The sequence below is a fragment of the Sulfuricella sp. T08 genome, assembly GCF_000971475.1.
Taxonomy (GTDB): domain Bacteria; phylum Pseudomonadota; class Gammaproteobacteria; order Burkholderiales; family Sulfuricellaceae; genus Sulfuricella.
Window position 1 is genome coordinate 1 of record NZ_DF967520.1, and the last position, 20854, is coordinate 20854.

Below are 20854 nucleotides of genomic sequence, written 5' to 3' on the forward strand. Positions count from 1 at the left end.
GTCACTGCTCACGGAGCCGCGTTCCCTCTTGCAGGCACGGCTCCTGGAACAACAGCAACGGCAGATTGCGGCATGCTTAAGTTAGTGCCATTGGGGACAGACTCCTATTATTGGGTCGGCGTGGCGAGGACGAGAAGGAAAGTAGTTAAGCTGTAAGCGCAAAAGTTACACCGCAAGGGACGCAGAGGACGCTGAGGGTTAATCTTTAGTGGCTTCTGTGTCCCTTGTGCTTTGCGTAATAGGGGACGGTAGCCCGATTAACCTGGCAGCCCCGACCCTCAACACCACCGAGGGTGTAGCAACGCTAAAACCCCGCCTCTTTGTGAGAGGTGGGTTTTTTTTCATGAAGGCATTGATACCGTGACGTAAAAAGGGGTCAGAACCCTTAAATAATAGACATCAACAAGTTCCGGCAACAATTGGTGAAGAACGTCTTGGGGCAAGTCTTCATTAACATATTCGCAATGCAAACCCCCAATATCAAAACTGCTTGGGCAATCCGGCTTGTTTCAGAACAGCGTTCGCCGTGTGCCTTGATTTGATTTTGCTATCCACAGGAAAGCGAATTTCCGTAATCGGGCTGAACCAAATCTCGTGATCGCCTTTACCCTGTCTTTCAAATCGGCATCCCGCCTTGAGCAGAAGTGCCTTTAACTGCGCGGTAAAACTTTCCATCAAGCAATTTGACGATGTGCGACATCAAAACGCCGGGAGAACAACTCAAACGGCACCTCGCCTGCATCCGGATATCCGTTGGCATCCAGCAATTCAGGTATCAACGAACGCAATTTTGTCAACAAAGCTTCTGCGGTATCGGCTTCGGCAACCAAACCGGGAACATCGTCGCTCGTGGCAACCCACACTTCAGCATCTTCATCCCACTCTGCACGAACAAACAAAGCCTTTTCCATGGCATTCTCCAATAAATCGACTGACTGCGCAGTGTAGCAAAAAACGCAGCCAATTGACGAAAAGAAAAAATCACAATAATGATGGGGGACAGACTCTTATTGTTTTGTGCTGATATTGGCTATAATTGCATAATTCTTCATAACAGAGGTTTGCTATGCCAACCATCAGCATGTTCTATGGAATTTTGGTTGCAATGTATGTGCTGGATATTGAGAAGCATCATTCCCCTCATATTCATGTTCGCTACAACGAATTCAATATTGTGCTCGGCATTCCTGAGGGTAATGTGTTGGATGGTAGCATCCCGGCGCGTCAAATGAAGTTGGTGCAGGCGTGGATAGAGCTGCATCGTGAAGATCTCATGGCTGACTGGATATTGGCATCCAGTGGCCAAACCCCCTTCAAGATTGATCCTTTGCGGTAAGAGGTTGAAAATGTCACCTGATGTCGTTTGTGTAAAACCATTGCAGGATTATTGCCTTGAGGCCGAGTTTTCTACAGGTGAGCGCCGTTGGTTCGACATGAAGCCGTATTTGGGCTACTCAGCTTTCGCTCCCTTGACTGAAGAGGGCCTGTTCATGAAGGCGCATGTTGCTTACGGCACTGTAATCTGGAATGACGAGATCGATTTGTCACCTGATACACTATACCTTCGTGGGAAGCCGCTTTCTCCAGGAACTAAATAGTGGATACTTCCTGTGGTTTTCCACGGGTTGATCCTGGATTGGGAGCTTGCCAAGGAGGGTGTCGAACCTTTCCGGATTGACCCACTCAAGTGAGGAGACTTGCGATGTTGCTCGATGTGACCCACGTGACCGTGCAACCCCATTTCATCCTGCTTTGAATTGAAAAAAAAGGGGTCGGAACCCTTATAATTTCGGCATATATTGACATCAAGCGTAACGTAATGATACGTTGGCACCTTATATCACCGAACGAAGAGTCCATCATGCGAACCACATTGAATCTCGACGATCAATTGCTTACTTACGCCAAGCATCAGGCTGTCGAAGAGGGTGTTTCCTTGGCGCATGTGATTGAGAATGCGTTGCGTGAGTCTCTGGCAAAGCCGAGGGCAAAGCGCGAAACGATACAGCTGATCACTGCGTCCGGCCCTGGCGTGAAACCGGGGGTGGACTTGGATAATGGGCGTTCGTTACTGGATATCATGGACGATCCATCATGATGTTGATGGATGTAAATGTGTTGGTTTATGCGCACAGGGAAGACGCGAAGGATCATCGGGCGTACCGTGACTGGCTGGAGTTCGTGATTAATTCCAATACGGCATACGGTTTTTCAGAGCTGGTATTGAGTGGTTTTATTCGTGTGGTGACTCATCCGAAAGTTTTTGAAAAACCGAGCTCACTGGAAGTGGCAATCGCCTTTGCACAGCAATTCAGGTCTGCGGAGTACGCGGTTTGTTTGGCGCCCGGTAGAAATCATTGGGATTTGTTTTTGCAGTGCGTACAGTCGATTTCCGCACAGGGTAACGATATTCCCGATGCTTACCATGCAGCGCTGGCGCTGGAGTGGGACTGCGATTGGGTCACCGCTGATAAGGGATTTCGCCGTTTCAAGGGGTTGCGTGTGCGCCATCCGCTCAAATAAGGAAGCGCCATGCCGAGAAAGCCACGGTTTTACGTGCCCGGAGCGCCCGTTCATGCGGTTCAGCGGGGACATAACGGGTCCGCAGTTTTCTTTGACGATCTCGATTATCTGGAATATCTGCGTTGCCTGAAGCAGGCCGCTGATAGCTGCGGTTGCGCGGTTCATGCCTACGCACTGATGACCAATCATGTGCATTTGCTGCTGACACCGGAGCGCGCTGATTCGGTGGGGCGCTTGTTTCAGAGTGTGGGGCGGCATTATGTGCGATATATCAACGAAACCTATCAACGTCATGGCGGTTTGTGGGAGGGGCGATATAAGTGCAATGTCATTGAGTCTCAGGCTTATCTGCTGTCGTGCATGCGTTATATTGAGCTGAATCCTGTCAGGGCCGGCATGGTGGATCATCCGGCCAAATACCGTTGGTCCAGCTATGCGGCCAATGCGCTGGGGGTAAGTAATGCTGTCCTATCGGCGCAGGCTGAGTATGTTGCTTTGGGCCGTTTGCCCGACGATCGCCAGTCTGTTTATCGCGGCCTGTTCGACAGTGTGGCGGATTCTGGCGAGTTGGCGCTGCTGAGGTGCGCTTTGCAAACGGGGACGCCGCTGGGTAATGAGAGGTTCAAGGCGGAAATTGAAGCGGCATTGGATTTGAAGGTGGGTTTTGCGCGCCGAGGCAGGCCGCAGAAGAAAAATTCATAAAGGGGCGTGCGCTAGTGTAATAGGGGACGTGTAATAGGGGACGTAGCCCGATTAACCTGGCAGCCCCGACCCTCAGCATCACCGAGGGCGTAGGAACAACAGGGGACACGGTTTTCTGGCCTGGCTGTTCCTTTCAACTCGGACTGGCGCGATAAAGTCGCGCCAGTCGGTTAATTCGGACGCTGGGCCACTAAAATGCCAATGAGCTACGCCACACGGTGCTGTTCTACATACTCCCGCAGGGCATCGTTCATGCGAGTCTGCCAGCCTTCGCCGGTTGCTTTGAAGTACTCCACGACCTCCGGGCTATATCGCACCGTTACTGGTACTTTGGTTGGCCGCTTTTGCTGCCCGCGCTGGCCGGGAAGGCGAACATTGCCTTTGGCCCAGAATGCCGCCACTGCGGCAGCGTCATTTGGATCGTATGGGCACTCAGGATCGTTCGCTCGGTCTGGCGCGGCAGCAATGGCTGCCGCTATCTGTTCTTTGCTAAATGCTAAGGGCTTCGAAGTAGGCTCGCGCTTCATGTTTGTCACCATAACGACAGGAAATTACTCGGGCGCTGTCATTGCGCTCCGTCCATACCAGGAAGACAACACGGTCGTGAAACCAGCCCAAACTTTGCAGGCGCTGCTCACCATATTTCTCTCGCTCATCTTCCACCGTGACCATCGGGGCATCGAACACACAACCAACTTCAGCCAAGTCAATGCCGTGATCCTTAAGGTTCTTCTCGCGCTTGGTTTCGTTCCAGACGATCATGTATTTATTGTAGTTACAAAAAGCAAGTCATGTCAAGCTTTTTGTGGTTACAAACAGTTACAAACAAAGGGGATCCCCAGCTGTTGCTTTGGGCCGTTTGCCTGACGATCGCGAGTCTGTTTATCGCGGCCTGTTTGACAGGGTGGCGGATTCTGACGAGTTGGCGCTGCTGAGGTGTGCTTTGCAAACGGGGGCGCCGCTGGGTAATGAGAGGTTCAAGGAGGAAATTGAAGCGGCATTGGATTTTAAGGTGGGTTTTGCGCGCCGCGGCAGGCCGCTGAAGAAAAATTCATAATAGGGGCGTGCGCTAGTACAAATCCCCCTCATTCCCCCTTTTTTAAAGGGGGAGGCGAAGATTGCGGCTACCTGGGGTGGCTCATGTTTTACCGGCTTTGCTGGTTACTTAATTGAGCAAATAAGCAAACAACACCCTTAATGGACATGGAGTGATCGGCTTGAAGGTTTTCAAAAAAGCATGGTTTGGGCGCTTTGCCCGGAAGGAGAGAATCTCGGCTGAGGCGCTTTGGGATGCTGTCGAGCGTGCGGAAAAGGGGCAGATCGATGCGGACCTTGGCGGTGGGGTCATCAAGCAACGGATTGCCCGTCCTAGGGAAGGTAAACCAAGGGCTACCGCAGTATCGTTCTTTTCCGCAAGGGGGAGAATTCGTTCTTCGTGTACGGTTTTCCCAAGAGCGAGCTCGGCAACATCCGCGAGGATGAAGAGGAGCAGTTTAAGAAAATGGCCAAGCACGTCCTATCCCTGACGGACGCGCAGTTGAGCGAGTTGGTTGCAAACGGACAGTTTGAGGAGGTTGCAAAAGATGGACAAGAAATATCGCAGTGATGCCTTCGCCGCCATCCATGAAACGATGGAGGCGTTGCATGAAGTTGGCGCTATCGACAAGCACACGATGCGCGAGTTTGATAATGCGTGCCTGACGCCCGTGCAAGCGCTCAGTCCCGAAGAAATCAAGTCCCTTCGAATGCGTGAGCACATCTCCCAGCCGGTTTTTGCCCGTTACCTGAACGTCTCGAAGAACCTGGTTTCCGATTGGGAACGCGGTGTCAAGAAACCGGGTGGCCCGGCCTTGCGCTTGCTGACCGTGATTCAGAAAAAAGGGCTCATGGCGATTGCCTGAGTTCCTTATGGATTTCCCCCATGCCCCGTCGCGCCCGCCTCGCTCTTCCCAACATTCCCCTGCACCTGATCCAGCGCGGCAATAATCGCCAGGCTTGTTTCTTCTCCGATGAGGATTATCGCTTCTATCTTGACTGGCTGGCCGAGCACGCCGGCAAAACGGGTTGTCAGGTGCATGCTTATGTGCTGATGACTAATCATGTGCATCTGCTGCTTTCTGCTGAAACTGCGCAGGCAGCAGGGGCTTTGATGAAGGCGCTGGGGCAACGTTATGTGCAGTATGTGAATCGGACGTATCGGCGGAGCGGCACGCTGTGGGAGGGGCGTTTTCGTTCCTGCCTGACTCAGGATGAAACCTATTTGCTAGCGTGCCAGCGTTATATCGAACTTAACCCGGTGCGGGCGGGCATGGTGGCACAACCGGCGGACTACCGCTGGTCGAGCTACCGCGCCAATGCACAAGGCGAGGCGGACGGCCTGGTGCGACCGCATTCACTCTATACCGCGCTGGGGGCCGAGGCGATGAGTCGGCAGGCAACCTACCGGGAGCTTTTTCGATATGAACTGGAGCCGGGGTTGGTAGATGAAATCCGGCGAGCGACGAACGGTAACTTTGCCTTGGGCGATGCGCGGTTTGCCGCTCAGATTTCAGTGGCGTTGGGGCGGCGCGTTACCCCCGGCCAATCCGGCAGGCCGCGAAAATCACCGGCGCCCGCACGTGAAGACCTGTTGACGCAACAAACCTGAACAGGGCGCGCAAGGCGCATCCTGCTTGGGGCATTCAGTGTCGCCCTGGAGGCGCCTATTCGTGGTGAGGATTGGGTTTGTTGGGTTACGTCCGTCGGTGGTGAGTTTGTCGAAATAAAGCCGCTAACCCAACATGACTAACGCACGCTTAACGCTTTACATTAAACGCTTCACGTTATAGTATTTAATATATGATCCAGTCATTCAAATGCGCCGATACGCAAGCCTTGTTCGCTGGTGGGGTAGTGCCATGTTTTGTGAATTTCAAGGCTGTGGCTGAGCGCAAGTTGCAGATGCTGCACCGAGCTGTGCGTATTGATGATTTGCGCATACCTCCACAGAACCGCCTGGAAAAGTTGAAGGGCAACAGGAAGGGGACGTGGAGCATCCGTATTAACGACCAGTGGCGAGTGTGCTTTCGCTTTGAGGATGGCAACGCCTTTGATGTCGAGATCGTCGATTATCACTGAAAGGAGACTATGATGAGTGTGGTTAATGGAATGCGCCCGATCCATCCAGGTGAGGTGTTGCGAGAGGAGTTCATGATCCCGCTGGGGCTTTCTGCCAATGCGCTGGCGATGGCTCTGCGCGTGCCTACCCCACGCATCAACGATATTGCACGTGAACGCCGGGCAATTACTGCTGATACGGCCTTGCGTTTGGCCCGCTACTTTGGCACGAGCGCGGAATTCTGGCTTGGATTGCAGTCGGACTTCGAGATGAAAATCACCTTGGCCGAGATTGGTGCACGCATTGATCAGGATATCTCGCCAATGGCACAGGCTGCGTAATTTGGAGGCGTGAATCCGGCCTATTAAATCCCCCTCATTCCCCCTTTGTTAAAGGGGGAGGCGAAGATTGCGGCTGCCTGGGCCGGCTCATGTTTTACCGGCTTAAAAAATAATAGGGGACAGACCACAATGGCACTAACTTAAGAGAAGTATCTTTCCGATCATAGAGATAGAGAGGGGCTGAGAGCCTTGTCGCGTTACCATGCGGGTGTCGAATCCGTGCAGGATAACGCGAAAGGATCAGCCCCCATGGATAGTAACAAGAAACGGCATCTTTCCGAACAAGTGAAGCGGTTGCGCGCCCGGTTTGTGCAGAAGATGGCCTCTGGTCCGCAAATGGGTGAGGGGACTTAAACGATTCGCTGTCTGAACCAGTCCGCAAGCTGCTTTTCTTCAAGTGATCCGTTTGCGACCGATTCCATCGTATGGATTGCATCAATTTCTGAAAATTGCAAACTGAGACCGTTGTCTGCCAGGAATACGCGAGCAATCACCCAAGCCGTGCGTTTGTTTCCGTCGCTAAAGCCATGATTGCGCGCAAAGCCATATGCGTAGGCTGCGGCCAAGTCTGCCGTATCCGGTTTTGGGTTCCCATAAGCATCTAGTTGCTCTGGACGGGCCAGCGCAGATTCCACCGCGTTTTTGTCACGTATGCCATCCAACCCGCCATGCCGCGCCAACTGGATTTCATGAACGGCATAGACTAAATCGGCCCTGATCCAGCGCCAAGAACTCATTTAGCTAACGCCCGCAAAATTTCACGGTCGTCGTGCATAATTTGTTCGGCCAATGCCATCTGTCGCTGGAAATCGGGGTTGTAGGGAGTGATCCTCAAACCACCGTCAGGAGCCTCAGTCAGATAAAGCGTATCGCCTTTCTGAACATTGAGCTTGGCCTTTGCTTCCTTGTTGAGAATGAAGCCTTCTGACGCACCTACTGTGGTGACTTTGAATGTAAGCATACCTATCTCCTATATAACTAAAATTATATAGCGAATGATACCCTTCTGTAAATTTTTAGTTTGAAGCATGGGACGCAAAAAAAAGAAAAGGGGCCCTTATAGTTACGGTTTTATCGCGCAGCGTCCGGTTGACTGCCGGATTGGGCACCCTTTCGCCGCTTGGAGCTAATGGGGACGAGTTCGATCTTGAGTGTGCAGCCAACAGCAGCGGCATATTTTTTCAGCGACGCCATTGAGGGGGCATGCCTTCCAGCAGACTCCAGGCGAGAGATTGCACTTTTGGTGGTCCCCATACGGCCAGCAACCGCCTCTTGGGTAAGACCGGCGCGAGCGCGGGCGGCCAGCATTTCATGAGCGAGCGCGTATTCGACTTCAAGGGCTTCATATGCTTCGCTAAAGCCATGGCGCTTGGATGCCTTTTCCAGGAACTCCTTGTGGTCATGGCGCACAGGTTTGAATTTCAGATCAGTCATTTTGAATCTCCTTCAATCGCTTTCGGGCGAGCTTGATTTCGTGGTCGGGTGTTTGCTGAGATTTCTTGATAAAGGCGTGGAGTACGACTACGCGCTTCCCGACAAGGAAGCAGTAGAATGCCCGACCAATACCCGACCGGCCGCGAGGCCGTAACTCAAACAAACCATCGCCGAAAGCTCGCGAGTAAGGCAGTTTCAGGTTGGGGCCATGCTCGACTAGCAACTCGACAATTCGTGCATAGTCAGCGAGAACGTCGACAGGCCAAGATTCGATCTCGGCCAGCATTCGTGCATGGAAATACTCAACAGAAAACGCCATGAATGAAGGTTAAAGGTTAGCAATAATGCGAACAATAGTCAACACCAGAACTGCGTGATCCGGAATATTAAATCCCCTTCTTTCCCACTTTTTAAAGGTGGAGGCGAAGATTGTCGCTGCCTAAGGTGATTCCCATAAATACCCATATACGGTATCCTTTTCGGATATGTCCGGAATCCCCAATTTTCAGCGAATACTGCGTCAATTTTTCCATGCGCGATGGGCTTCGCTGTTGTCGGGTGGGTTGGTTGTTTTATTGTGCTGGCTGCTGGCGCAATGGACTTGGCTGGTGCTGACCCCGAAAGCCAAGCGGATGACTGTCGATGCTACGCTGTTGTCTGGTCCGGCGGCGGCTGATGCGGTTTTTGCCTCCCATCTCTTCGGTAGTGCGCCGGGTGAAAGCAGCGCGCCTGAATCGCAACCCGCAACGTTTTCCAACCTGAAGCTGCATGGGGTTTTCGCAGCGATCGGTTCTTTGCCGGCCTTTGCCATTCTGAGCGTGGATGGTAAGCCGGATCAGCCGGTTAAAGCGGAAACGGAGATTGCACCTGGGGTGGTGCTGGGAATGGTTTATCCCGATCACGTAGAGGTGCGCCGCAATGGAGTGGTTGAGCGGCTCAACCTGGAAAGCAAAGCGGGCGGGCCAAGTGGCGTTGCCAAGGGTGCGGATTTCAGGTTGAATGTTCAGTCGCGCGCACCAGACAATTTCAGCTTTTCCAGAAAGGAGTTGAATCAGGCGCTGCAGGATCCGCAACAGATGGCGAATCTGGGCAGGTTTGTTGCGCGACCGGGTGGGCTGGTTGTCGAAGATGCGCGGAACGGCAGTCTGGCAGAAAAGCTGGGCTTGCAGCAGAACGATGTGGTTTCTCAGCTGAATGGCCAGCCTGTGACCAGCAATGAGGATATCGGCCGGTTTTATCAGCAGCTGAACCAGACAGGACAGGTCAGGCTCATCGGCTTGCGCGACGGCAAGGCGATGACGTTAAATTATTCGATTCAATAAGAATTCAAAAAGGTAGTGGGGGGAAGTATGAGTAGAACGCTTTGCCGGGTCTGGTTGGCCATGGGTGCGATGTTGTGCGGGTTGGGGATGGTGTCCGCGCATGCCGAGGAGGAGCAGGTTACTCTGAATTTCGTGAATGCCGACATCGAATCGGTGGTTAAGGCGGTCGGGGTGATCACCGGTAAGAATTTTGTGATCGATCCTCGGGTGAAAGGGACGGTAAATATTGTTTCCTCGAAGCCGGTTCCGCGCAACCTGACTTACCAGATTCTGCTATCAGCTTTGCGCTTGCAGGGATTTGCCGCAGTCGAAGGTCAGGGTGTGGTGAAGATTGTTCCCGAGGCGGATGCCAAACAGAATTTCAGCGTAACGACAGGGAAATCGCTGGCGGCCAGCGGAGACCGGATAGTCACCCAGGTTTACCCGCTCCAGTATGAGTCCGCAGCCCAGCTGGTGCCGGTGCTGCGCCCGCTGATCGGCCCGAACAATACAATAGCCGCTTATCCCAATACCAACACACTGGTGATCACGGACTATGCGGATAATATTAAGCGCATCAATAAAATTATTGACTCGATCGACCAGCCCAACAATGGCGAGTTGGTCGTCATCAAGCTGCAATATGCGTCGGCTCTGGATTTGGCGCAGCAGCTCAGCCGACTGCTGGTGGAGGGTATGGCTACGGTGCCCGGAGCGCCGGGTGGGGTCACGGGCGAACCTGGATTGCGGTTTCTGGTTACCCCGGATGTCCGTACTAACAGCCTGCTCATCCGCTCCGATAACCCTGCTCAGATAGGTCGTGTGCGTAGCCTGGTTGCGCAAATGGATACGCCGTCCAGCGACTCGGGGAATATGCATGTGGTTTATTTGCGCAATGCCGAAGCGAGCAAGCTGGCAGAAACCCTGCGCGCGATTCTTTCCGGCGAGGCCAGGAGCGCCCAGTCTGCCGTGGCCGGCCAGCCTCCTGTCGCAGGAGGGGGGCAAGCGCCTGCCGGGGCTGGAATCGTTCAGGCCGATCCCTCTACCAATTCACTGATCATTACCGCGCCGGAAAATATTTACAATTCATTGCGTGCAGTTATCGACAAGCTGGATGCGCGTCGTGCCCAGGTGTTTGTCGAGGCGCTGATCGCTGAAGTGACCCTGGACAAGGCGGCGGAATTCGGCATCCAGTGGCAGTCGCCACTTAGTAGTGATAGCAGGAACCGCGCCTTGGTGGGTGGGGTTAACTTTGGTTCAGGGGGTTCCAATATTGTAAATCTGGCCACGGGTACGGCGCAGCCTGCGACAGGCTTCAATCTGGGATTGCTGCGCCGGATTACTGTCGGCGGTAAGGAAATCGCGGGGTTGACCGCCCTGGCACGGGCGCTTGAGTCGGACGTGAACGCGAATATTCTTTCCACTCCCAATCTGCTGACCATGGATAACGAGGAAGCCAAAATCGTTATCGGCAAGAACGTTCCCTTTATCACCGGCAGCTATGCCCAGGCGGCTGCCGTTACGGGCGGGTCGGTTTCGGTTAACCCGTTTCAGACCATCGAGCGCAAGGATGTGGGGCTGACCTTGAAGGTCAAGCCGCAAGTGGCAGAAGGAGGAACGGTCAAGCTGCAGATTTTGCAGGAGGTGTCCAGTATCCAGGATACGACCAACCAGGCCGGCATCATTACCAACAAGCGTTCCATTGAGTCGACGGTGTTGGTGGATGACGGGGAAATCATCGTGCTGGGCGGCCTGATTCAGGACGATGTGCAGGATGGCGTCGACAAGGTGCCAGGGTTGGGCGATATACCGATTCTGGGTAGCTTGTTCAGGTACGAGAAGCGCAAGCATGTAAAAACCAACCTGATGGTCTTCCTTCGGCCTGTGGTGTTGCGCAGTTCCGTGGCATCCGAGTCATTGACCGGAGACCGCTACGACTATATTCGCAATGTTCAGGGCAAGACCCAGATGGGGTCGCATTTGTTCCTGCCGGATATTGCCGCGCCTCAGATGCCGGAATTGAAGAAGAAAAAGGAAGAGGCTGGTAAAGCCAATGACGCGAAGGTGAATGAAGTGCCGCCTATGCCGGCTGATGCGGTTCCTAACCCCTGACAAGAAAAAACCGGATGGTGATGGGGGAGAATGGTTCGCCGGTCTAACCTCATCCTCACCCCAATCCTCCCCCTCGAGAAGGGGCGGGCTCTTACTTCCAGGAAACTCTCAATAGCACGCCATGCCCAATCAAAAACTATCTACTCCAGACCCCAAGATCACGCAGCTTCTGCCTTACCATGTCGCCAAAAGCAAGGGGGTGATCGCAGTGCGCCGGATCGGTGTCGAGATCGAGGTGTGGGTGCGCGATGGCTTGCAGGCGGAAACCCTGGCCGAGACCCGCAGAACTCTGGGACGGCCGCTGCACACGGTGGTGCTTGAGCCAGCCATCTTCGAGCAGTGCCTTGCCCAGGTTTATGCACGCGCGGACGATCACGCCGCGCGCCTGATGGACGACATGGAGCAGGATCTTGATTTGCGGCAGCTGACTCAGGATCTTCCGGTGATCGGCGATTTGCTGGATGTCGAAGATGATGCCCCGATCATCCGCTTGATCAACGCGCTGCTGACACAGGCCTTGCGCGAAAACGCCTCTGACATTCATATCGAGCCCTATGAAACACGTTCAGTCGTACGTTTTCGCGTCGATGGCCAACTGCGCGACGTGATCGAGCCTCAACGCACCCTGCATGCCGCCGTGGTGTCGCGGATCAAGGTGATGGCGCAACTGGATATCGCGGAAAAGCGTCTGCCGCAGGATGGCCGGATTACCCTGCGCATCGCGGGCCGCCCCGTGGATGTGCGTGTGTCGACCTTGCCTACCGGGCATGGCGAGCGTGTGGTGTTGCGCCTGCTGGACAAGCAGCATGGGCGTCTTGATCTGGATGGCCTGGGCATGGGTGCCGCAATGATGGTTGGCCTGGACAGCCTGATCCATCAGCAGCATGGCATCGTGTTGGTGACTGGGCCAACTGGGTCGGGCAAGACGACGACGCTGTATGCCGCACTGTCGCGCCTGGATGCGGCCACCCGCAACATCATGACCGTCGAAGACCCGATCGAATACGACCTGGACGGCATTGGCCAGACCCAGGTCAACACGCGTATCGACATGACTTTTGCCCGGGCTTTGCGAGCGATTTTGCGCCAGGACCCGGATGTGATCATGATCGGTGAAATCCGCGATCTGGAAACTGCGCAAATTGCCGTTCAGGCCAGTCTTACCGGCCATCTGGTGCTGGCCACGCTGCACACCAATGATGCGGCCGGTGCGGTGACGCGCATGATGGATATGGGCGTAGAGCCTTTCCTGCTGGCTTCCAGCTTGCTGGGGGTGTTGGCGCAGCGACTGGTGCGGCGCACCTGCCCGGATTGCCGCAGTTCCTATGCACCCAATGCGACCGAACTGTCCATGCTGAATATGCCGCAACCTCCCCACACCCTTTTTGCGGCCACCGGTTGCCCAAGCTGCAATATGACAGGTTACCGTGGGCGCACAGGCATTTACGAGTTGCTGACCGTGGACGCGAATTTGCGCCGCATGATTTATGATGGCGAATCCGAGCAGTCCTTGCGCGATTACTCCATGGGCGCGGGTTCGATCGGCTTGCGGCAGGATGGTATGCGCTGGGTGGCGAGCGGCGATACTACGCTCGAAGAAGTGTTACGCGTGGCGAGAGATGTCCGGGTATAAATACGAAGCCGTCGATCCCGAGGGGCGTAGCCGAACGGGGGTGATCGAGGCGGATACGCCGCGCCAGGTTCGCTTGAAACTGCGCGAGCAGGGCCTGATAGCAGTGCGAGTCGAGGCGCTGTCGGAAAAGGTCGTGTCGGGTGGGCGACGATGGTGGTTGCGGCGCGGCTTGCCGTTGTCCGAGCTCAGCCTGTTGACACGTCAGATGGCGACATTGCTGAATGCCGGTCTGCCCATCGAGCAGACCCTGAATGCCCTGATCGAACAGTCCGAATCGCAGCACCTGCGGCAAATACTAGCCGGTGTGCGCAGTGAAGTGCTCGCCGGGCATGAGTTGGCTCGCGCGTTGTCGCAGTATCCGAGCGTGTTCCCGGAACTGTACCAAACCCTGGTGCAGAGCGGCGAGCAGTCCGGCCAGCTGAGCAAGGTGCTGCTGCGTCTGGCGGATTACATGGAAGACCGGCATGCGTTGCGTCAAAAAGTGGCGCTGGCTTTTATTTACCCGGCCATGGTGACCCTGGTTGCGGTGGCAGTGGTGATCGGGCTTTTGACCTACGTGGTGCCGCAAGTGGTCAACGTTTTTCAGAATACCCACCAGCAGCTTCCTTTGCTCACCCGTGCCTTGATTGGACTAAGCAGCTTTCTGCGTACTACCTGGTTCATCTGGCTGGCAGCCCTTGTTGCGGGAACATGGAGCGCACGCTGGGCACTGAGGCGCGAACCCGTGCGCTACCGTTTTCATCTGTGGTTGCTGGGCTTGCCGCTGATTGGAAGATTGATCCGCGGCGTCAATACCGCGCGCCTGGCCAGTACCCTGGCCATCCTTGTTGGCAGCGGGGTGCCGTTATTGACTGCATTGCAGGCTGGGGCAGGTGTGCTGGGCAACCTGCCCATGCGCAAGGCTCTGGAGGAAACCGTGCGCATGGTCAGAGAAGGTGGCAGCCTCAGTCGCTCGCTGGCACATGGAAAAATGTTCCCCCCCGTGATGATTCACCTTATTGCCAGCGGGGAAGCCAGCGGCACGCTGGATCAGATGCTGGAACGCATTGCGGTGCAGCAATCCCAGGAAATGCAAAGCCGCGTCGCGACCCTGACCGGCTTGCTCGAGCCCCTGCTGATCCTGCTGATGGGAGGGGTGGTACTGGTGATCGTGCTGGCGATCCTGCTGCCGATTTTCGAGATGAATCAGCTGGTGCATTGATGCTCAAAGGCCTGCTGGCGGATGTGGGGCTTACCGGATATCGGTCGTTTTACCGCGATCGACAGTTTGTGCTGGCGCTGCTGGCGGGAATGGTTGTCTGGCTGTCATTCTGGCTGGTTTTTCCGGACTTGCTTCCGGTGGTTCACGGCAAGATGAATGTTCCCTTTTTAGTGTCCATGGTGCTATGGCAACCGCTGTTGGAAGAGCTGCTGTTCAGAGGGGTTGTTCAGGGGCAACTCCGGCTGCGCACCTGGGGCGGGAAAAAGCACTGGGGCATGACCCAGGCAAATCTGCTGACTTCGGTCTTGTTTGTACTGGCCCATGCGTTTTACCATCCGCCGCTTTGGGCCCTTGCCGTGTTCGTGCCTTCTCTGGTATTCGGGCATTTCCGCGACAGGTATGGGAACATCACACCTTCTTTGGTGTTGCATGTTTATTATAATATGGGATTTTTTTCGCTTGGGGCACTACATTCCCTCCCCGCTTAGGGAGAAGGAATCATGAGGCGGTTAGTTAACGGTAGGAGTATGCAAATGGATAGTATTTCGAAGTGTCGGCAGTCAGGATTTACCCTGATCGAGATCATGATCGTGGTGGTGATTCTGGGTATTCTGGCGGCGCTGATTGTCCCGAAGGTCATGGGGCGACCCGATGAGGCGCGAGTCATCGCCGCAAAGCAGGATATTGCCGCACTGGGACAGGCGCTCAAGCTTTACCGCCTGGACAATATCCGCTATCCGGCAACGGATCAGGGCTTGCAGGCGCTGGTAGTCAGGCCGACCAGCGAGCCGATCCCTCCTAACTGGAAACCTGGCGGTTATCTCGATCGCCTGCCGAAAGACCCCTGGGGCCATGATTACCAGTACCTGAATCCGGGCATGCACGGGGAAATCGATGTGTTCAGCCTGGGTGCGGATGGCGCTCCCGGCGGTGAAGGCAATGATGCGGATATCGGGTCGTGGAACCTGTAATTCCAAAATGAAGGTCTTGCGACAGGCCGGCTTTACTCTGATTGAGATCCTGGTGGTGCTGGTGATTATCGGCATTACCGTGGCCATGGTCAGCATCAATCTCATGCCGGACGATAAGCGCGTGCTGACGACAGAGGCTCAGAAGCTGGCGCTGTTGTTCGAGCAGGCGCGTGATGAGGCGATCATCAGCGGAAAGGAAATTGCGTGGTCGGTTGAGGGAGATAAAACCCGTTTCTGGCGCAAGGACGATAAAGGCAAGTGGACACCCGTCAGCGGGGATGAGCTGTTCCGTGAGCGCGATCTTGCCCCCGGGGTGAAGCTCTTGGAACTGCAAATCAACTCGGTGAAAGCGGCCATGAATGAACGCCTGATTTTTTCACCGGGCGGTATGAACATGCCATTCAAACTTGATCTTGGATTGAACACCAGTCACGTGTCGATTGCGGGCGACAACCTGGGTAAGCTTGCCCTGAAGAGCTATGAATAGGGATAACGGATTTACCCTGCTGGAAGTTCTGATTGCGCTGGCTATTCTGGCCATTGCCATGGCCGCAGTGGCGCGTGCATCCGCACAGATGACGGATAGTTCTCACGAACTCAAGCTCCGGCTGTTGGCGAGCTGGGTTGCGGATAACCATATGGCGGAACATGCAGCCCAGTCGGTGTGGCCCGATCTTGGGGTAAAAAGTGGTGAGGTTGAGCAGGCGGGATTGCCATTGCGATGGGAAGAGCGCGTTACCAATACGCCCAATACTGCTTTTCGCCGGATAGAAATCAGGGTGTACGCCCACGATCATGAGGATCACGCCTTGGCGCAATTGGTGGGGTATCTGGGAAAGGGCAAGGACTGAAAATGCCAGTAGTCAGTCAAGTTGAAACAGCGGGACAACTCCCCCCTTTGAAGCGGGGTTGGCAGGGATGGGCGGCTTTTCGCCCAACTCGCAAAAATGGGGGTAGGGGGGATTTAACAGTGGCGGCAAATCCCGACTCTGCCAAATCCCCCTCAATCCCCCTTTTGCAAAGGGGGAGGCGGTCTGTCTGTATTACATTTACTCGATTCAACTTGACTGACTACCAGGGGTGAGCATCATAAAGAGCGGAAAGAAAATACTTGTTCGCAGTCCGCGCGCGTTTTTTCCGTTGCAAGGCTTCACCCTGGTCGAACTTCTGGTGGCGCTGGCCATTTTTTCCGTGATGTCGGTAGTGGCATACCGGGGATTGAATGCGGTGCTGGAAACGCGCGAACACCTGATGGCCGATAATCGAAAATGGCGCGAACTGGCGGTTTTTTTCGCACAGATGAAAGAGAGTGTGACCAATGCTGTTGACCGCCCGGTGCGCGACAGCGGCGATTTGCTAGCCCCCTCATTTCTGGGTAAACCGGATGTGGTAGGCGAGAACGATGCCCAGCTGATATTCACGCGCATGGGTTTTTCCGGCCAGCAGGGATCTTTGGGAGATTTGCAGCGCTTCGGCTATCGTTTGCGCGACCGGAACATCGAGCTGTTGGTATGGCCGGTGCTGGATCAGGCGCCGCATACGCGTCCCACCGTCAGCATTGCGCTGGGCCATGTATCAAGCTTTGTGGTGCGCTACCTGGATGATAAGGGAGTATGGCAGGCAAAATGGCCGGTAATCGGGCAGAATGACGTCTTGCCGCGAGCGGTCGAGGTCAGGCTCGGCCTGGTATCGGGCGAGCAGGTGACCCGGGTGTTCGCGCCATGAATGTTCAGCCTGATCCCTGTAATGGCGCAAGAGAACGGGGTGTCGCCCTCATTACCGTTATCCTGATCGTAGCGCTGGCTGCCAGCATGGCAGCATTCATGGCATGGCAGCAGCAGATATGGGTGAGACAGGTAGAGAACCTGCGCGACCAGGCTCAGGCGCAAGCCGTTGCCCGCGCGGCGATTGACTGGGCGCGGGCGATTCTGGCCGACGATGCGCGCAATAACAATGTCGATCACCTGGGTGAAAAATGGGCAACGGTGCTGGCGCCGCTGCCGGTTGAGAATGGACGGGTAACGGGGAGTGTGGCCGATCAGCAGGGATTGTTCAATTTCAACAACCTGGTGCGCAACGGCAAGGTCAGCCAGCCGGATCTGGCCGTTTTCAGGCGCTTGCTGGAACTGCTCGGCCTGCCGGCCGATTTGGCCAATGGCGCAGTGGACTGGATTGATGCGGATTCCGAGACGACCTATCCGGGCGGCGCCGAAGACATCGATTATCTGGCCATGGACCCATCTTACCGGGCGGCAAACCAGATGATGACCGAAGTGGGCAACCTGTATCGGGTCAAGGGGTTCTCGCCTGAATTGGTTGAGCGCCTGCGTCCTTTTGTGACGGCCCTGCCTGAGCCGACGCCGGTCAATGTCAATACGGCGCCGGCGGAGGTGCTGGCGGCATTGTTTCAGGGCCTGTCGCTGGCCGACGCGAAAGCGCTGGTGGAGGCAAGAAAGTCCAGCCATTTTAAGGATCAAGCCGACTTTCGGGCACACCTGCCAGCAACCAAGGCGGGACAGATTCGGGATACCGATTTTAGCGTGAACAGCCGATATTTCATGGTGACGAGTTCGGCCAATTTCGGGCGCGCCCAGTCTGGCTACAAGGTCTTGCTGGCGAGGCAGGTGGAAAAGTGGCCTGTGGTGGTCTGGAAAAAAACCAACTGACTTGTTAGCCTGATTTGGCATGATTGGATAACCGTTTCACCGCAAAGGACGCAAAGGTGCGCAAAGGAAAGAAAAATGCGAGCCATCTCGCGATCCTTTGCGTCCTTCGCGGTGAGACGCCATTTTTTTAAAAGGAAGATTCTTGTCGCTTCTGCAGATTTACATCCCTGAGCACTTTACCGGTGACGATTCTCCGCTGATGTCTGCTTCACCCGATGGGCAACCGAGCGAGGCGTGCCGCTGGGTATTGCGTGATCAGGCCGGGGCCGTCCTGCGCCGCGGAGAAGGGCCTTTGGTCGCCATGCCCAAGGCTGATAGCGTTCAGGCTGTGGTGCCGGCGAGCATGGTGCTTTTGGCACAGGTGAAAGTGCCTTCGCGTAACCGCCGGAAAATGTTCCAGCTGCTTCCCTACATTGTGGAAGAGAAATTGATGTACGACCCCGATTCCATCCATGTGGCTGCAGGGCCTCAGCTTCCCGGCGGTGAAACGGTGGTGGCGGTGATCGACAAGGCCTGGATGAAGCGCGTCATCGGGGCGTTGCAAAGTGCAGGCCTGCCGCCCTGGCGAATGTGGCCAGAAACCCTGATGCCTGCAGTGCCGCTGGGGACGTGGACAGTGGTCTGGAACGGGCGGGAAGGTTTCGTGCGCACGGGCATGGTGTCGGGCCAGTCTCTGGATGGCGGCAGTGCCGAGGCTCCACCCCTGGGTTTGTTGCTGGCAGCGAAGGAAGCTGCAGAAAAAGGCAGCGCTCTCCGAAAAATCAATTTAATACTCGCCGAAGGCTCCGATCAGCCTGATCTGGAAAGCTGGGCAAGCCGGTTGGACGTCAAGGTTGAGGTAACTGGCGCGTGGGACTGGTCTGCTGCTGCATACGGCATGGAGAAAGGGGTCAACCTGCTGCAAGGCGAGTTTACCCCGGCGAGGTTTGAGTCGGGCATGCGGCAGCGCCTGCGCATTCCCATGATATTGGTGGGCATTATTATTGCGCTGCAGTTTGGCGGCGGCCTGGCCGACTGGCTGATGCTGAATTATGAAAAGCGCCAGCTTGATGCCTACATGCAAAAGTCCTTCCGCCAGGCTTTTCCGGAGGCCAAGGCAGTTGTGGATGCGCCCCTGCAAATGCAGCGCAATCTTGCGGAGTTGCGGCATGTGCGGGGTTTGTCCGATCCGGTGGATTTCCTGCCGGTGCTGGCTAAAGCAGCACCCATCCTCTCTCAGCCGGAGTCGGTTTCTATCCAGTCCATGCAATACGAGAATGGCATTCTGAGGCTCGATGTGCACCTGCAAGGCTCACAAACGCCTGGACAAGTTCGAAGCCGTTTCCAGTCTGATGGGATGAAGGCCGATATTGAAAAAGTGGAAACGCCAAAATCAGGCGGTACGATAGTGCGCCTGATGCTGAGGGGAGATGGCTTGTGAAGGAAAGAGTTCAGCAGTTCTGGATGCAGGCATCCCCGATGGAGCGCTGGCTGATCGGCGGCGGCTTCGGCCTGTTGCTGGTTGTAGTGCTGGTTTTTTATGTGTGGCAGCCACTCGTTCATGATCGCCAGAAATTGCGTGCCAACCTGCCGCAGTTAAGGGTGAGTGCAGAGCAGATGCGTTTAAACGCGGCAGAAGTGGTCAGGCTGAAAACTCTGCCTTCATCAGCTTCAATGGCGAATGGCGGGATACGCGGCGCAGTTGAGAATTCGGCAGCGGCCTTCAAGCTGCGCGACAGCTTGAGTCAAGTTAGCGTCGAGGGTGATGGACGCATCAGCATCACGATGGCCACGGTTCCCTTCGATAACTGGGTCAGATGGCTTGGTCACCTGCAGGAACAATATCGGATACGCCTGGAATCCTGTCGGGTCGAGGCATTGCCGCAACCGGGCATGGTCAGGATCAAAGCAGTATTGGCCGGGAAAGCGGGATGAGGTCTGAAGCAACCGTATTGCCGCGCCATCGCCGCCTGCTTTACGCACTGGCGGGGGTCGGCCTGTACGTGGTAAGCCTGATTGCCACTGCGCCCGCCAGCATGATGGATTGGATGTTGCTGCGTCTGACCAATAACCGGATTATCCTGGTACAGCCGGAAGGCGGGTTATGGTATGGGAAGGCGCGGAACCTGATGCTCAAAACGGCTGATGGCGGGCTTAGGTCCATGGGTAGCGTCAACTGGGAAATTCTTCTTTTACCCTTGTTGAAGCTGGAATTGGCGGCGAGGCTGGAAGTGGCTGATGGGCAAAGCAACTCCAGTGGCATTATTGCAGCGGGATTCGGCAAGCTGCACTTGCGTCAGATGAGAGCCACCTTGCCGGTATCGCTCCTGTCTGAATTCATGCCGACCTGGCAAACCTGGAAGCCGAATGGAGCGTTGAAAATCAGCACGGATGAATTTACCCTCAGCCAGCAAGGCGTCCGTGGTACGGCTGAACTGGAATGGCGTAATGCCTCCCTGGGCTTGAGCCAAGTCAATCCGCTCGGTGACTATCGGGTGAACATCCAGGGCGATCAGAAAATTGCGCAGATCAGCGTTTCCACGATATCGGGGGTGTTGCATCTGGTTGGCAAAGGGGGATGGTCGGAGAGTGACGGGCTGAGCTTTCGTGGTACAGCGTTAGCCGATCCGTCAAAAAGAGCTGAATTGCGTGATTTTCTGAGGTTATTGGGTAGCGAGCAGAGTAACGGTGTCTACCAGATTGTAATTTCTCATTTCAAGTTGAGAAAATAGATAAAGGGACGAGTGATAAAAATGAGGTTTTCCCATTTTCGGTTTTGAATTGTCATTTATATGACACAAAACTAATGATAGTATGTTTGCACCAAGGGAGCACTGAACAAGTCCAACGCACCCTCCCCCTTGATGGGGGAGGGCTGGGGAGAGGGTGAGAAA

Annotated in this window: 32 protein-coding genes and 1 pseudogene; 25 read left to right on the top strand and 8 right to left on the bottom strand. The window is 55.2% G+C overall.

Annotated elements, in window-relative coordinates:
• Positions 1-480 precede the first annotated feature (480 nt).
• On the bottom strand, positions 481-675 hold the full coding sequence (locus SCT_RS00005; RefSeq protein WP_059417526.1) for a type II toxin-antitoxin system HicA family toxin: 195 nt from the start codon (positions 673-675) through the stop codon (positions 481-483).
• The gene (locus SCT_RS00010; RefSeq protein WP_059417529.1) at positions 675-911 is read right to left on the bottom strand and encodes a DUF1902 domain-containing protein; all 237 of its coding nucleotides are present in this window, start codon (positions 909-911) and stop codon (positions 675-677) included. Before SCT_RS00010 ends, SCT_RS00005 begins: the two co-directional genes overlap by 1 nt.
• 155 nt (positions 912-1066) lie before the next feature.
• Here SCT_RS00010 and SCT_RS00015 point away from each other — a divergent pair, with 155 nt between their 5' ends.
• The 5 genes from SCT_RS00015 to SCT_RS00035 all read left to right on the top strand — a co-directional run bounded on the left by SCT_RS00015 (position 1067) and on the right by SCT_RS00035 (position 3225).
• Positions 1067-1336, top strand: coding sequence for a DUF4160 domain-containing protein (locus tag SCT_RS00015; RefSeq protein ID WP_059417530.1), 270 nt, complete (start codon positions 1067-1069; stop codon positions 1334-1336).
• A 10-nt stretch (positions 1337-1346) separates the two neighbouring features.
• A complete protein-coding gene (locus SCT_RS00020) occupies positions 1347-1598 on the top strand; it encodes a DUF2442 domain-containing protein (protein WP_059417642.1) in 252 nt (83 codons plus the stop codon).
• A gap of 263 nt (positions 1599-1861) precedes the next feature.
• Positions 1862-2098, top strand: coding sequence for a DUF2191 domain-containing protein (locus SCT_RS00025; RefSeq protein WP_059417644.1), 237 nt, complete (start codon positions 1862-1864; stop codon positions 2096-2098).
• Positions 2095-2523 (top strand): type II toxin-antitoxin system VapC family toxin, encoded by a 429-nt coding sequence (locus tag SCT_RS00030; protein WP_059417532.1) that lies wholly within the window; start codon positions 2095-2097, stop codon positions 2521-2523. The genes SCT_RS00025 and SCT_RS00030 overlap by 4 nt, the downstream gene beginning before the upstream one ends.
• Positions 2524-2532: 9 nt before the next feature.
• Positions 2533-3225 carry a transposase gene (locus tag SCT_RS00035; RefSeq protein WP_059417534.1) on the top strand — a complete coding sequence of 231 codons (693 nt, stop codon included), beginning with the start codon at positions 2533-2535 and terminating at the stop codon, positions 3223-3225.
• A 206-nt stretch (positions 3226-3431) separates the two neighbouring features.
• Here SCT_RS00035 and SCT_RS00040 read toward each other — a convergent pair whose 3' ends face one another.
• On the bottom strand, positions 3432-3752 hold the full coding sequence (locus SCT_RS00040; RefSeq protein WP_059417536.1) for a BrnA antitoxin family protein: 321 nt from the start codon (positions 3750-3752) through the stop codon (positions 3432-3434).
• Positions 3715-3987, bottom strand: a complete 273-nt coding sequence (locus tag SCT_RS16585) for a BrnT family toxin (RefSeq protein WP_082098097.1) — start codon at positions 3985-3987, stop codon at positions 3715-3717. The genes SCT_RS00040 and SCT_RS16585 overlap by 38 nt, the downstream gene beginning before the upstream one ends.
• Positions 3988-4075: 88 nt before the next feature.
• On the opposite strand from SCT_RS16585, the gene SCT_RS00050 reads away from it, so the two are divergent.
• The 7 genes and pseudogenes from SCT_RS00050 to SCT_RS00075 all read left to right on the top strand — a co-directional run bounded on the left by SCT_RS00050 (position 4076) and on the right by SCT_RS00075 (position 6663).
• Positions 4076-4282: a hypothetical protein gene (locus SCT_RS00050; RefSeq protein ID WP_082098098.1), complete on the top strand. Its 207-nt coding sequence runs from the start codon at positions 4076-4078 to the stop codon at positions 4280-4282.
• A 151-nt stretch (positions 4283-4433) separates the two neighbouring features.
• A pseudogene (locus SCT_RS17880) lies at positions 4434-4550 on the top strand (type II toxin-antitoxin system RelE/ParE family toxin); the annotation flags it as partial.
• 110 nt (positions 4551-4660) lie between these two features.
• A complete protein-coding gene (locus SCT_RS17785; RefSeq protein ID WP_371257719.1) occupies positions 4661-4831 on the top strand; it encodes a type II toxin-antitoxin system RelE/ParE family toxin in 171 nt (56 codons plus the stop codon).
• Positions 4809-5126 (top strand): DNA-binding transcriptional regulator, encoded by a 318-nt coding sequence (locus tag SCT_RS00060; RefSeq protein ID WP_059417539.1) that lies wholly within the window; start codon positions 4809-4811, stop codon positions 5124-5126. The genes SCT_RS17785 and SCT_RS00060 overlap by 23 nt, the downstream gene beginning before the upstream one ends.
• A gap of 20 nt (positions 5127-5146) precedes the next feature.
• Complete coding sequence (locus SCT_RS00065) at positions 5147-5872, top strand: transposase (protein WP_059417540.1); 726 nt, start codon at positions 5147-5149, stop codon at positions 5870-5872.
• Positions 5873-6063: 191 nt separating this feature from the next.
• Positions 6064-6342 carry a type II toxin-antitoxin system RelE/ParE family toxin gene (locus SCT_RS16590; protein ID WP_082098099.1) on the top strand — a complete coding sequence of 93 codons (279 nt, stop codon included), beginning with the start codon at positions 6064-6066 and terminating at the stop codon, positions 6340-6342.
• Between the two features lie 12 nt (positions 6343-6354).
• Positions 6355-6663 (top strand): HigA family addiction module antitoxin, encoded by a 309-nt coding sequence (locus SCT_RS00075; RefSeq protein WP_059417544.1) that lies wholly within the window; start codon positions 6355-6357, stop codon positions 6661-6663.
• 350 nt (positions 6664-7013) lie between these two features.
• Here the strand turns inward: SCT_RS00075 and SCT_RS00080 are convergent, their stop codons facing one another.
• The 4 genes from SCT_RS00080 to SCT_RS00095 all read right to left on the bottom strand — a co-directional run bounded on the left by SCT_RS00080 (position 7014) and on the right by SCT_RS00095 (position 8416).
• The gene (locus SCT_RS00080) at positions 7014-7400 is read right to left on the bottom strand and encodes a type II toxin-antitoxin system death-on-curing family toxin (RefSeq protein ID WP_059417546.1); all 387 of its coding nucleotides are present in this window, start codon (positions 7398-7400) and stop codon (positions 7014-7016) included.
• Entirely contained in the window at positions 7397-7624 is a 228-nt protein-coding gene (locus SCT_RS00085) for a transcriptional regulator (RefSeq protein WP_059417548.1), read from the bottom strand. The genes SCT_RS00080 and SCT_RS00085 overlap by 4 nt, the downstream gene beginning before the upstream one ends.
• 110 nt (positions 7625-7734) lie before the next feature.
• Positions 7735-8097 (bottom strand): helix-turn-helix domain-containing protein, encoded by a 363-nt coding sequence (locus SCT_RS00090; RefSeq protein WP_059417550.1) that lies wholly within the window; start codon positions 8095-8097, stop codon positions 7735-7737.
• Positions 8090-8416 (bottom strand): type II toxin-antitoxin system RelE/ParE family toxin, encoded by a 327-nt coding sequence (locus tag SCT_RS00095; protein WP_059417551.1) that lies wholly within the window; start codon positions 8414-8416, stop codon positions 8090-8092. Before SCT_RS00095 ends, SCT_RS00090 begins: the two co-directional genes overlap by 8 nt.
• 166 nt (positions 8417-8582) lie before the next feature.
• On the opposite strand from SCT_RS00095, the gene SCT_RS00100 reads away from it, so the two are divergent.
• The 13 genes from SCT_RS00100 (at position 8583) to SCT_RS00160 (ending at position 20692) form a co-directional block, all read left to right on the top strand.
• Positions 8583-9419 (top strand): type II secretion system protein N, encoded by an 837-nt coding sequence (locus tag SCT_RS00100; protein ID WP_059417554.1) that lies wholly within the window; start codon positions 8583-8585, stop codon positions 9417-9419.
• Between the two features lie 27 nt (positions 9420-9446).
• On the top strand, positions 9447-11510 hold the full coding sequence (gene gspD, locus SCT_RS00105; protein WP_159107860.1) for a type II secretion system secretin GspD: 2064 nt from the start codon (positions 9447-9449) through the stop codon (positions 11508-11510).
• A gap of 121 nt (positions 11511-11631) precedes the next feature.
• Positions 11632-13143, top strand: a complete 1512-nt coding sequence (gspE, locus tag SCT_RS00110; RefSeq protein WP_059417557.1) for a type II secretion system ATPase GspE — start codon at positions 11632-11634, stop codon at positions 13141-13143.
• Complete coding sequence (gspF, locus tag SCT_RS00115; RefSeq protein WP_059417559.1) at positions 13130-14344, top strand: type II secretion system inner membrane protein GspF; 1215 nt, start codon at positions 13130-13132, stop codon at positions 14342-14344. Before gspE ends, gspF begins: the two co-directional genes overlap by 14 nt.
• A complete protein-coding gene (gene mrtJ / locus SCT_RS00120; RefSeq protein ID WP_059417560.1) occupies positions 14344-14832 on the top strand; it encodes a JDVT-CTERM system glutamic-type intramembrane protease in 489 nt (162 codons plus the stop codon). The genes gspF and mrtJ overlap by 1 nt, the downstream gene beginning before the upstream one ends.
• Before the next feature lie 45 nt (positions 14833-14877).
• Positions 14878-15315, top strand: a complete 438-nt coding sequence (gspG, locus tag SCT_RS00125) for a type II secretion system major pseudopilin GspG (RefSeq protein WP_059417649.1) — start codon at positions 14878-14880, stop codon at positions 15313-15315.
• A 7-nt stretch (positions 15316-15322) separates the two neighbouring features.
• On the top strand, positions 15323-15802 hold the full coding sequence (gspH, locus tag SCT_RS00130) for a type II secretion system minor pseudopilin GspH (protein WP_059417562.1): 480 nt from the start codon (positions 15323-15325) through the stop codon (positions 15800-15802).
• Entirely contained in the window at positions 15795-16166 is a 372-nt protein-coding gene (gspI, locus tag SCT_RS00135) for a type II secretion system minor pseudopilin GspI (protein WP_059417564.1), read from the top strand. Before gspH ends, gspI begins: the two co-directional genes overlap by 8 nt.
• Before the next feature lie 229 nt (positions 16167-16395).
• Positions 16396-17040 carry a type II secretion system minor pseudopilin GspJ gene (gene gspJ, locus SCT_RS00140; RefSeq protein WP_059417566.1) on the top strand — a complete coding sequence of 215 codons (645 nt, stop codon included), beginning with the start codon at positions 16396-16398 and terminating at the stop codon, positions 17038-17040.
• The gene (gene gspK, locus SCT_RS00145) at positions 17037-17981 is read left to right on the top strand and encodes a type II secretion system minor pseudopilin GspK (RefSeq protein ID WP_059417568.1); all 945 of its coding nucleotides are present in this window, start codon (positions 17037-17039) and stop codon (positions 17979-17981) included. The genes gspJ and gspK overlap by 4 nt, the downstream gene beginning before the upstream one ends.
• A 142-nt stretch (positions 17982-18123) precedes the next feature.
• On the top strand, positions 18124-19401 hold the full coding sequence (gspL, locus tag SCT_RS00150; protein WP_059417570.1) for a type II secretion system protein GspL: 1278 nt from the start codon (positions 18124-18126) through the stop codon (positions 19399-19401).
• Entirely contained in the window at positions 19398-19895 is a 498-nt protein-coding gene (gene gspM / locus SCT_RS00155) for a type II secretion system protein GspM (protein ID WP_059417572.1), read from the top strand. Before gspL ends, gspM begins: the two co-directional genes overlap by 4 nt.
• The gene (locus SCT_RS00160; RefSeq protein ID WP_059417574.1) at positions 19892-20692 is read left to right on the top strand and encodes a type II secretion system protein N; all 801 of its coding nucleotides are present in this window, start codon (positions 19892-19894) and stop codon (positions 20690-20692) included. The genes gspM and SCT_RS00160 overlap by 4 nt, the downstream gene beginning before the upstream one ends.
• Positions 20693-20854 lie beyond the last annotated feature (162 nt).

Bases quoted from the DNA above. Each gene is read 5' to 3' on its own strand.
- SCT_RS00095 (WP_059417551.1), bottom strand. From the start codon at position 8,416: ATGGCGTTTTCTGTTGAGTATTTCCATGCACGAATGCTGGCCGAGATC.
- SCT_RS16590 (WP_082098099.1), top strand. From the start codon at position 6,064: ATGATCCAGTCATTCAAATGCGCCGATACGCAAGCCTTGTTCGCTGGT.
- SCT_RS00010 (WP_059417529.1), bottom strand. From the start codon at position 911: ATGGAAAAGGCTTTGTTTGTTCGTGCAGAGTGGGATGAAGATGCTGAA.
- SCT_RS00060 (WP_059417539.1), top strand. From the start codon at position 4,809: ATGGACAAGAAATATCGCAGTGATGCCTTCGCCGCCATCCATGAAACG.
- SCT_RS00160 (WP_059417574.1), top strand. From the start codon at position 19,892: ATGAGGTCTGAAGCAACCGTATTGCCGCGCCATCGCCGCCTGCTTTAC.
- SCT_RS00015 (WP_059417530.1), top strand. From the start codon at position 1,067: ATGCCAACCATCAGCATGTTCTATGGAATTTTGGTTGCAATGTATGTG.
- SCT_RS16585 (WP_082098097.1), bottom strand. From the start codon at position 3,987: ATGATCGTCTGGAACGAAACCAAGCGCGAGAAGAACCTTAAGGATCAC.
- SCT_RS00065 (WP_059417540.1), top strand. From the start codon at position 5,147: ATGCCCCGTCGCGCCCGCCTCGCTCTTCCCAACATTCCCCTGCACCTG.
- gspF (WP_059417559.1), top strand. From the start codon at position 13,130: ATGTCCGGGTATAAATACGAAGCCGTCGATCCCGAGGGGCGTAGCCGA.
- gspK (WP_059417568.1), top strand. From the start codon at position 17,037: ATGAATGTTCAGCCTGATCCCTGTAATGGCGCAAGAGAACGGGGTGTC.
- gspD (WP_159107860.1), top strand. From the start codon at position 9,447: ATGAGTAGAACGCTTTGCCGGGTCTGGTTGGCCATGGGTGCGATGTTG.
- SCT_RS00075 (WP_059417544.1), top strand. From the start codon at position 6,355: ATGAGTGTGGTTAATGGAATGCGCCCGATCCATCCAGGTGAGGTGTTG.
- gspG (WP_059417649.1), top strand. From the start codon at position 14,878: ATGGATAGTATTTCGAAGTGTCGGCAGTCAGGATTTACCCTGATCGAG.
- gspH (WP_059417562.1), top strand. From the start codon at position 15,323: ATGAAGGTCTTGCGACAGGCCGGCTTTACTCTGATTGAGATCCTGGTG.
- SCT_RS00020 (WP_059417642.1), top strand. From the start codon at position 1,347: ATGTCACCTGATGTCGTTTGTGTAAAACCATTGCAGGATTATTGCCTT.
- SCT_RS00085 (WP_059417548.1), bottom strand. From the start codon at position 7,624: ATGCTTACATTCAAAGTCACCACAGTAGGTGCGTCAGAAGGCTTCATT.
- gspI (WP_059417564.1), top strand. From the start codon at position 15,795: ATGAATAGGGATAACGGATTTACCCTGCTGGAAGTTCTGATTGCGCTG.
- SCT_RS00035 (WP_059417534.1), top strand. From the start codon at position 2,533: ATGCCGAGAAAGCCACGGTTTTACGTGCCCGGAGCGCCCGTTCATGCG.
- SCT_RS00005 (WP_059417526.1), bottom strand. From the start codon at position 675: ATGGAAAGTTTTACCGCGCAGTTAAAGGCACTTCTGCTCAAGGCGGGA.
- SCT_RS00100 (WP_059417554.1), top strand. From the start codon at position 8,583: ATGTCCGGAATCCCCAATTTTCAGCGAATACTGCGTCAATTTTTCCAT.
- gspE (WP_059417557.1), top strand. From the start codon at position 11,632: ATGCCCAATCAAAAACTATCTACTCCAGACCCCAAGATCACGCAGCTT.
- mrtJ (WP_059417560.1), top strand. From the start codon at position 14,344: ATGCTCAAAGGCCTGCTGGCGGATGTGGGGCTTACCGGATATCGGTCG.
- SCT_RS00040 (WP_059417536.1), bottom strand. From the start codon at position 3,752: ATGAAGCGCGAGCCTACTTCGAAGCCCTTAGCATTTAGCAAAGAACAG.
- SCT_RS00030 (WP_059417532.1), top strand. From the start codon at position 2,095: ATGATGTTGATGGATGTAAATGTGTTGGTTTATGCGCACAGGGAAGAC.
- SCT_RS00080 (WP_059417546.1), bottom strand. From the start codon at position 7,400: ATGAGTTCTTGGCGCTGGATCAGGGCCGATTTAGTCTATGCCGTTCAT.
- SCT_RS00090 (WP_059417550.1), bottom strand. From the start codon at position 8,097: ATGACTGATCTGAAATTCAAACCTGTGCGCCATGACCACAAGGAGTTC.
- SCT_RS00025 (WP_059417644.1), top strand. From the start codon at position 1,862: ATGCGAACCACATTGAATCTCGACGATCAATTGCTTACTTACGCCAAG.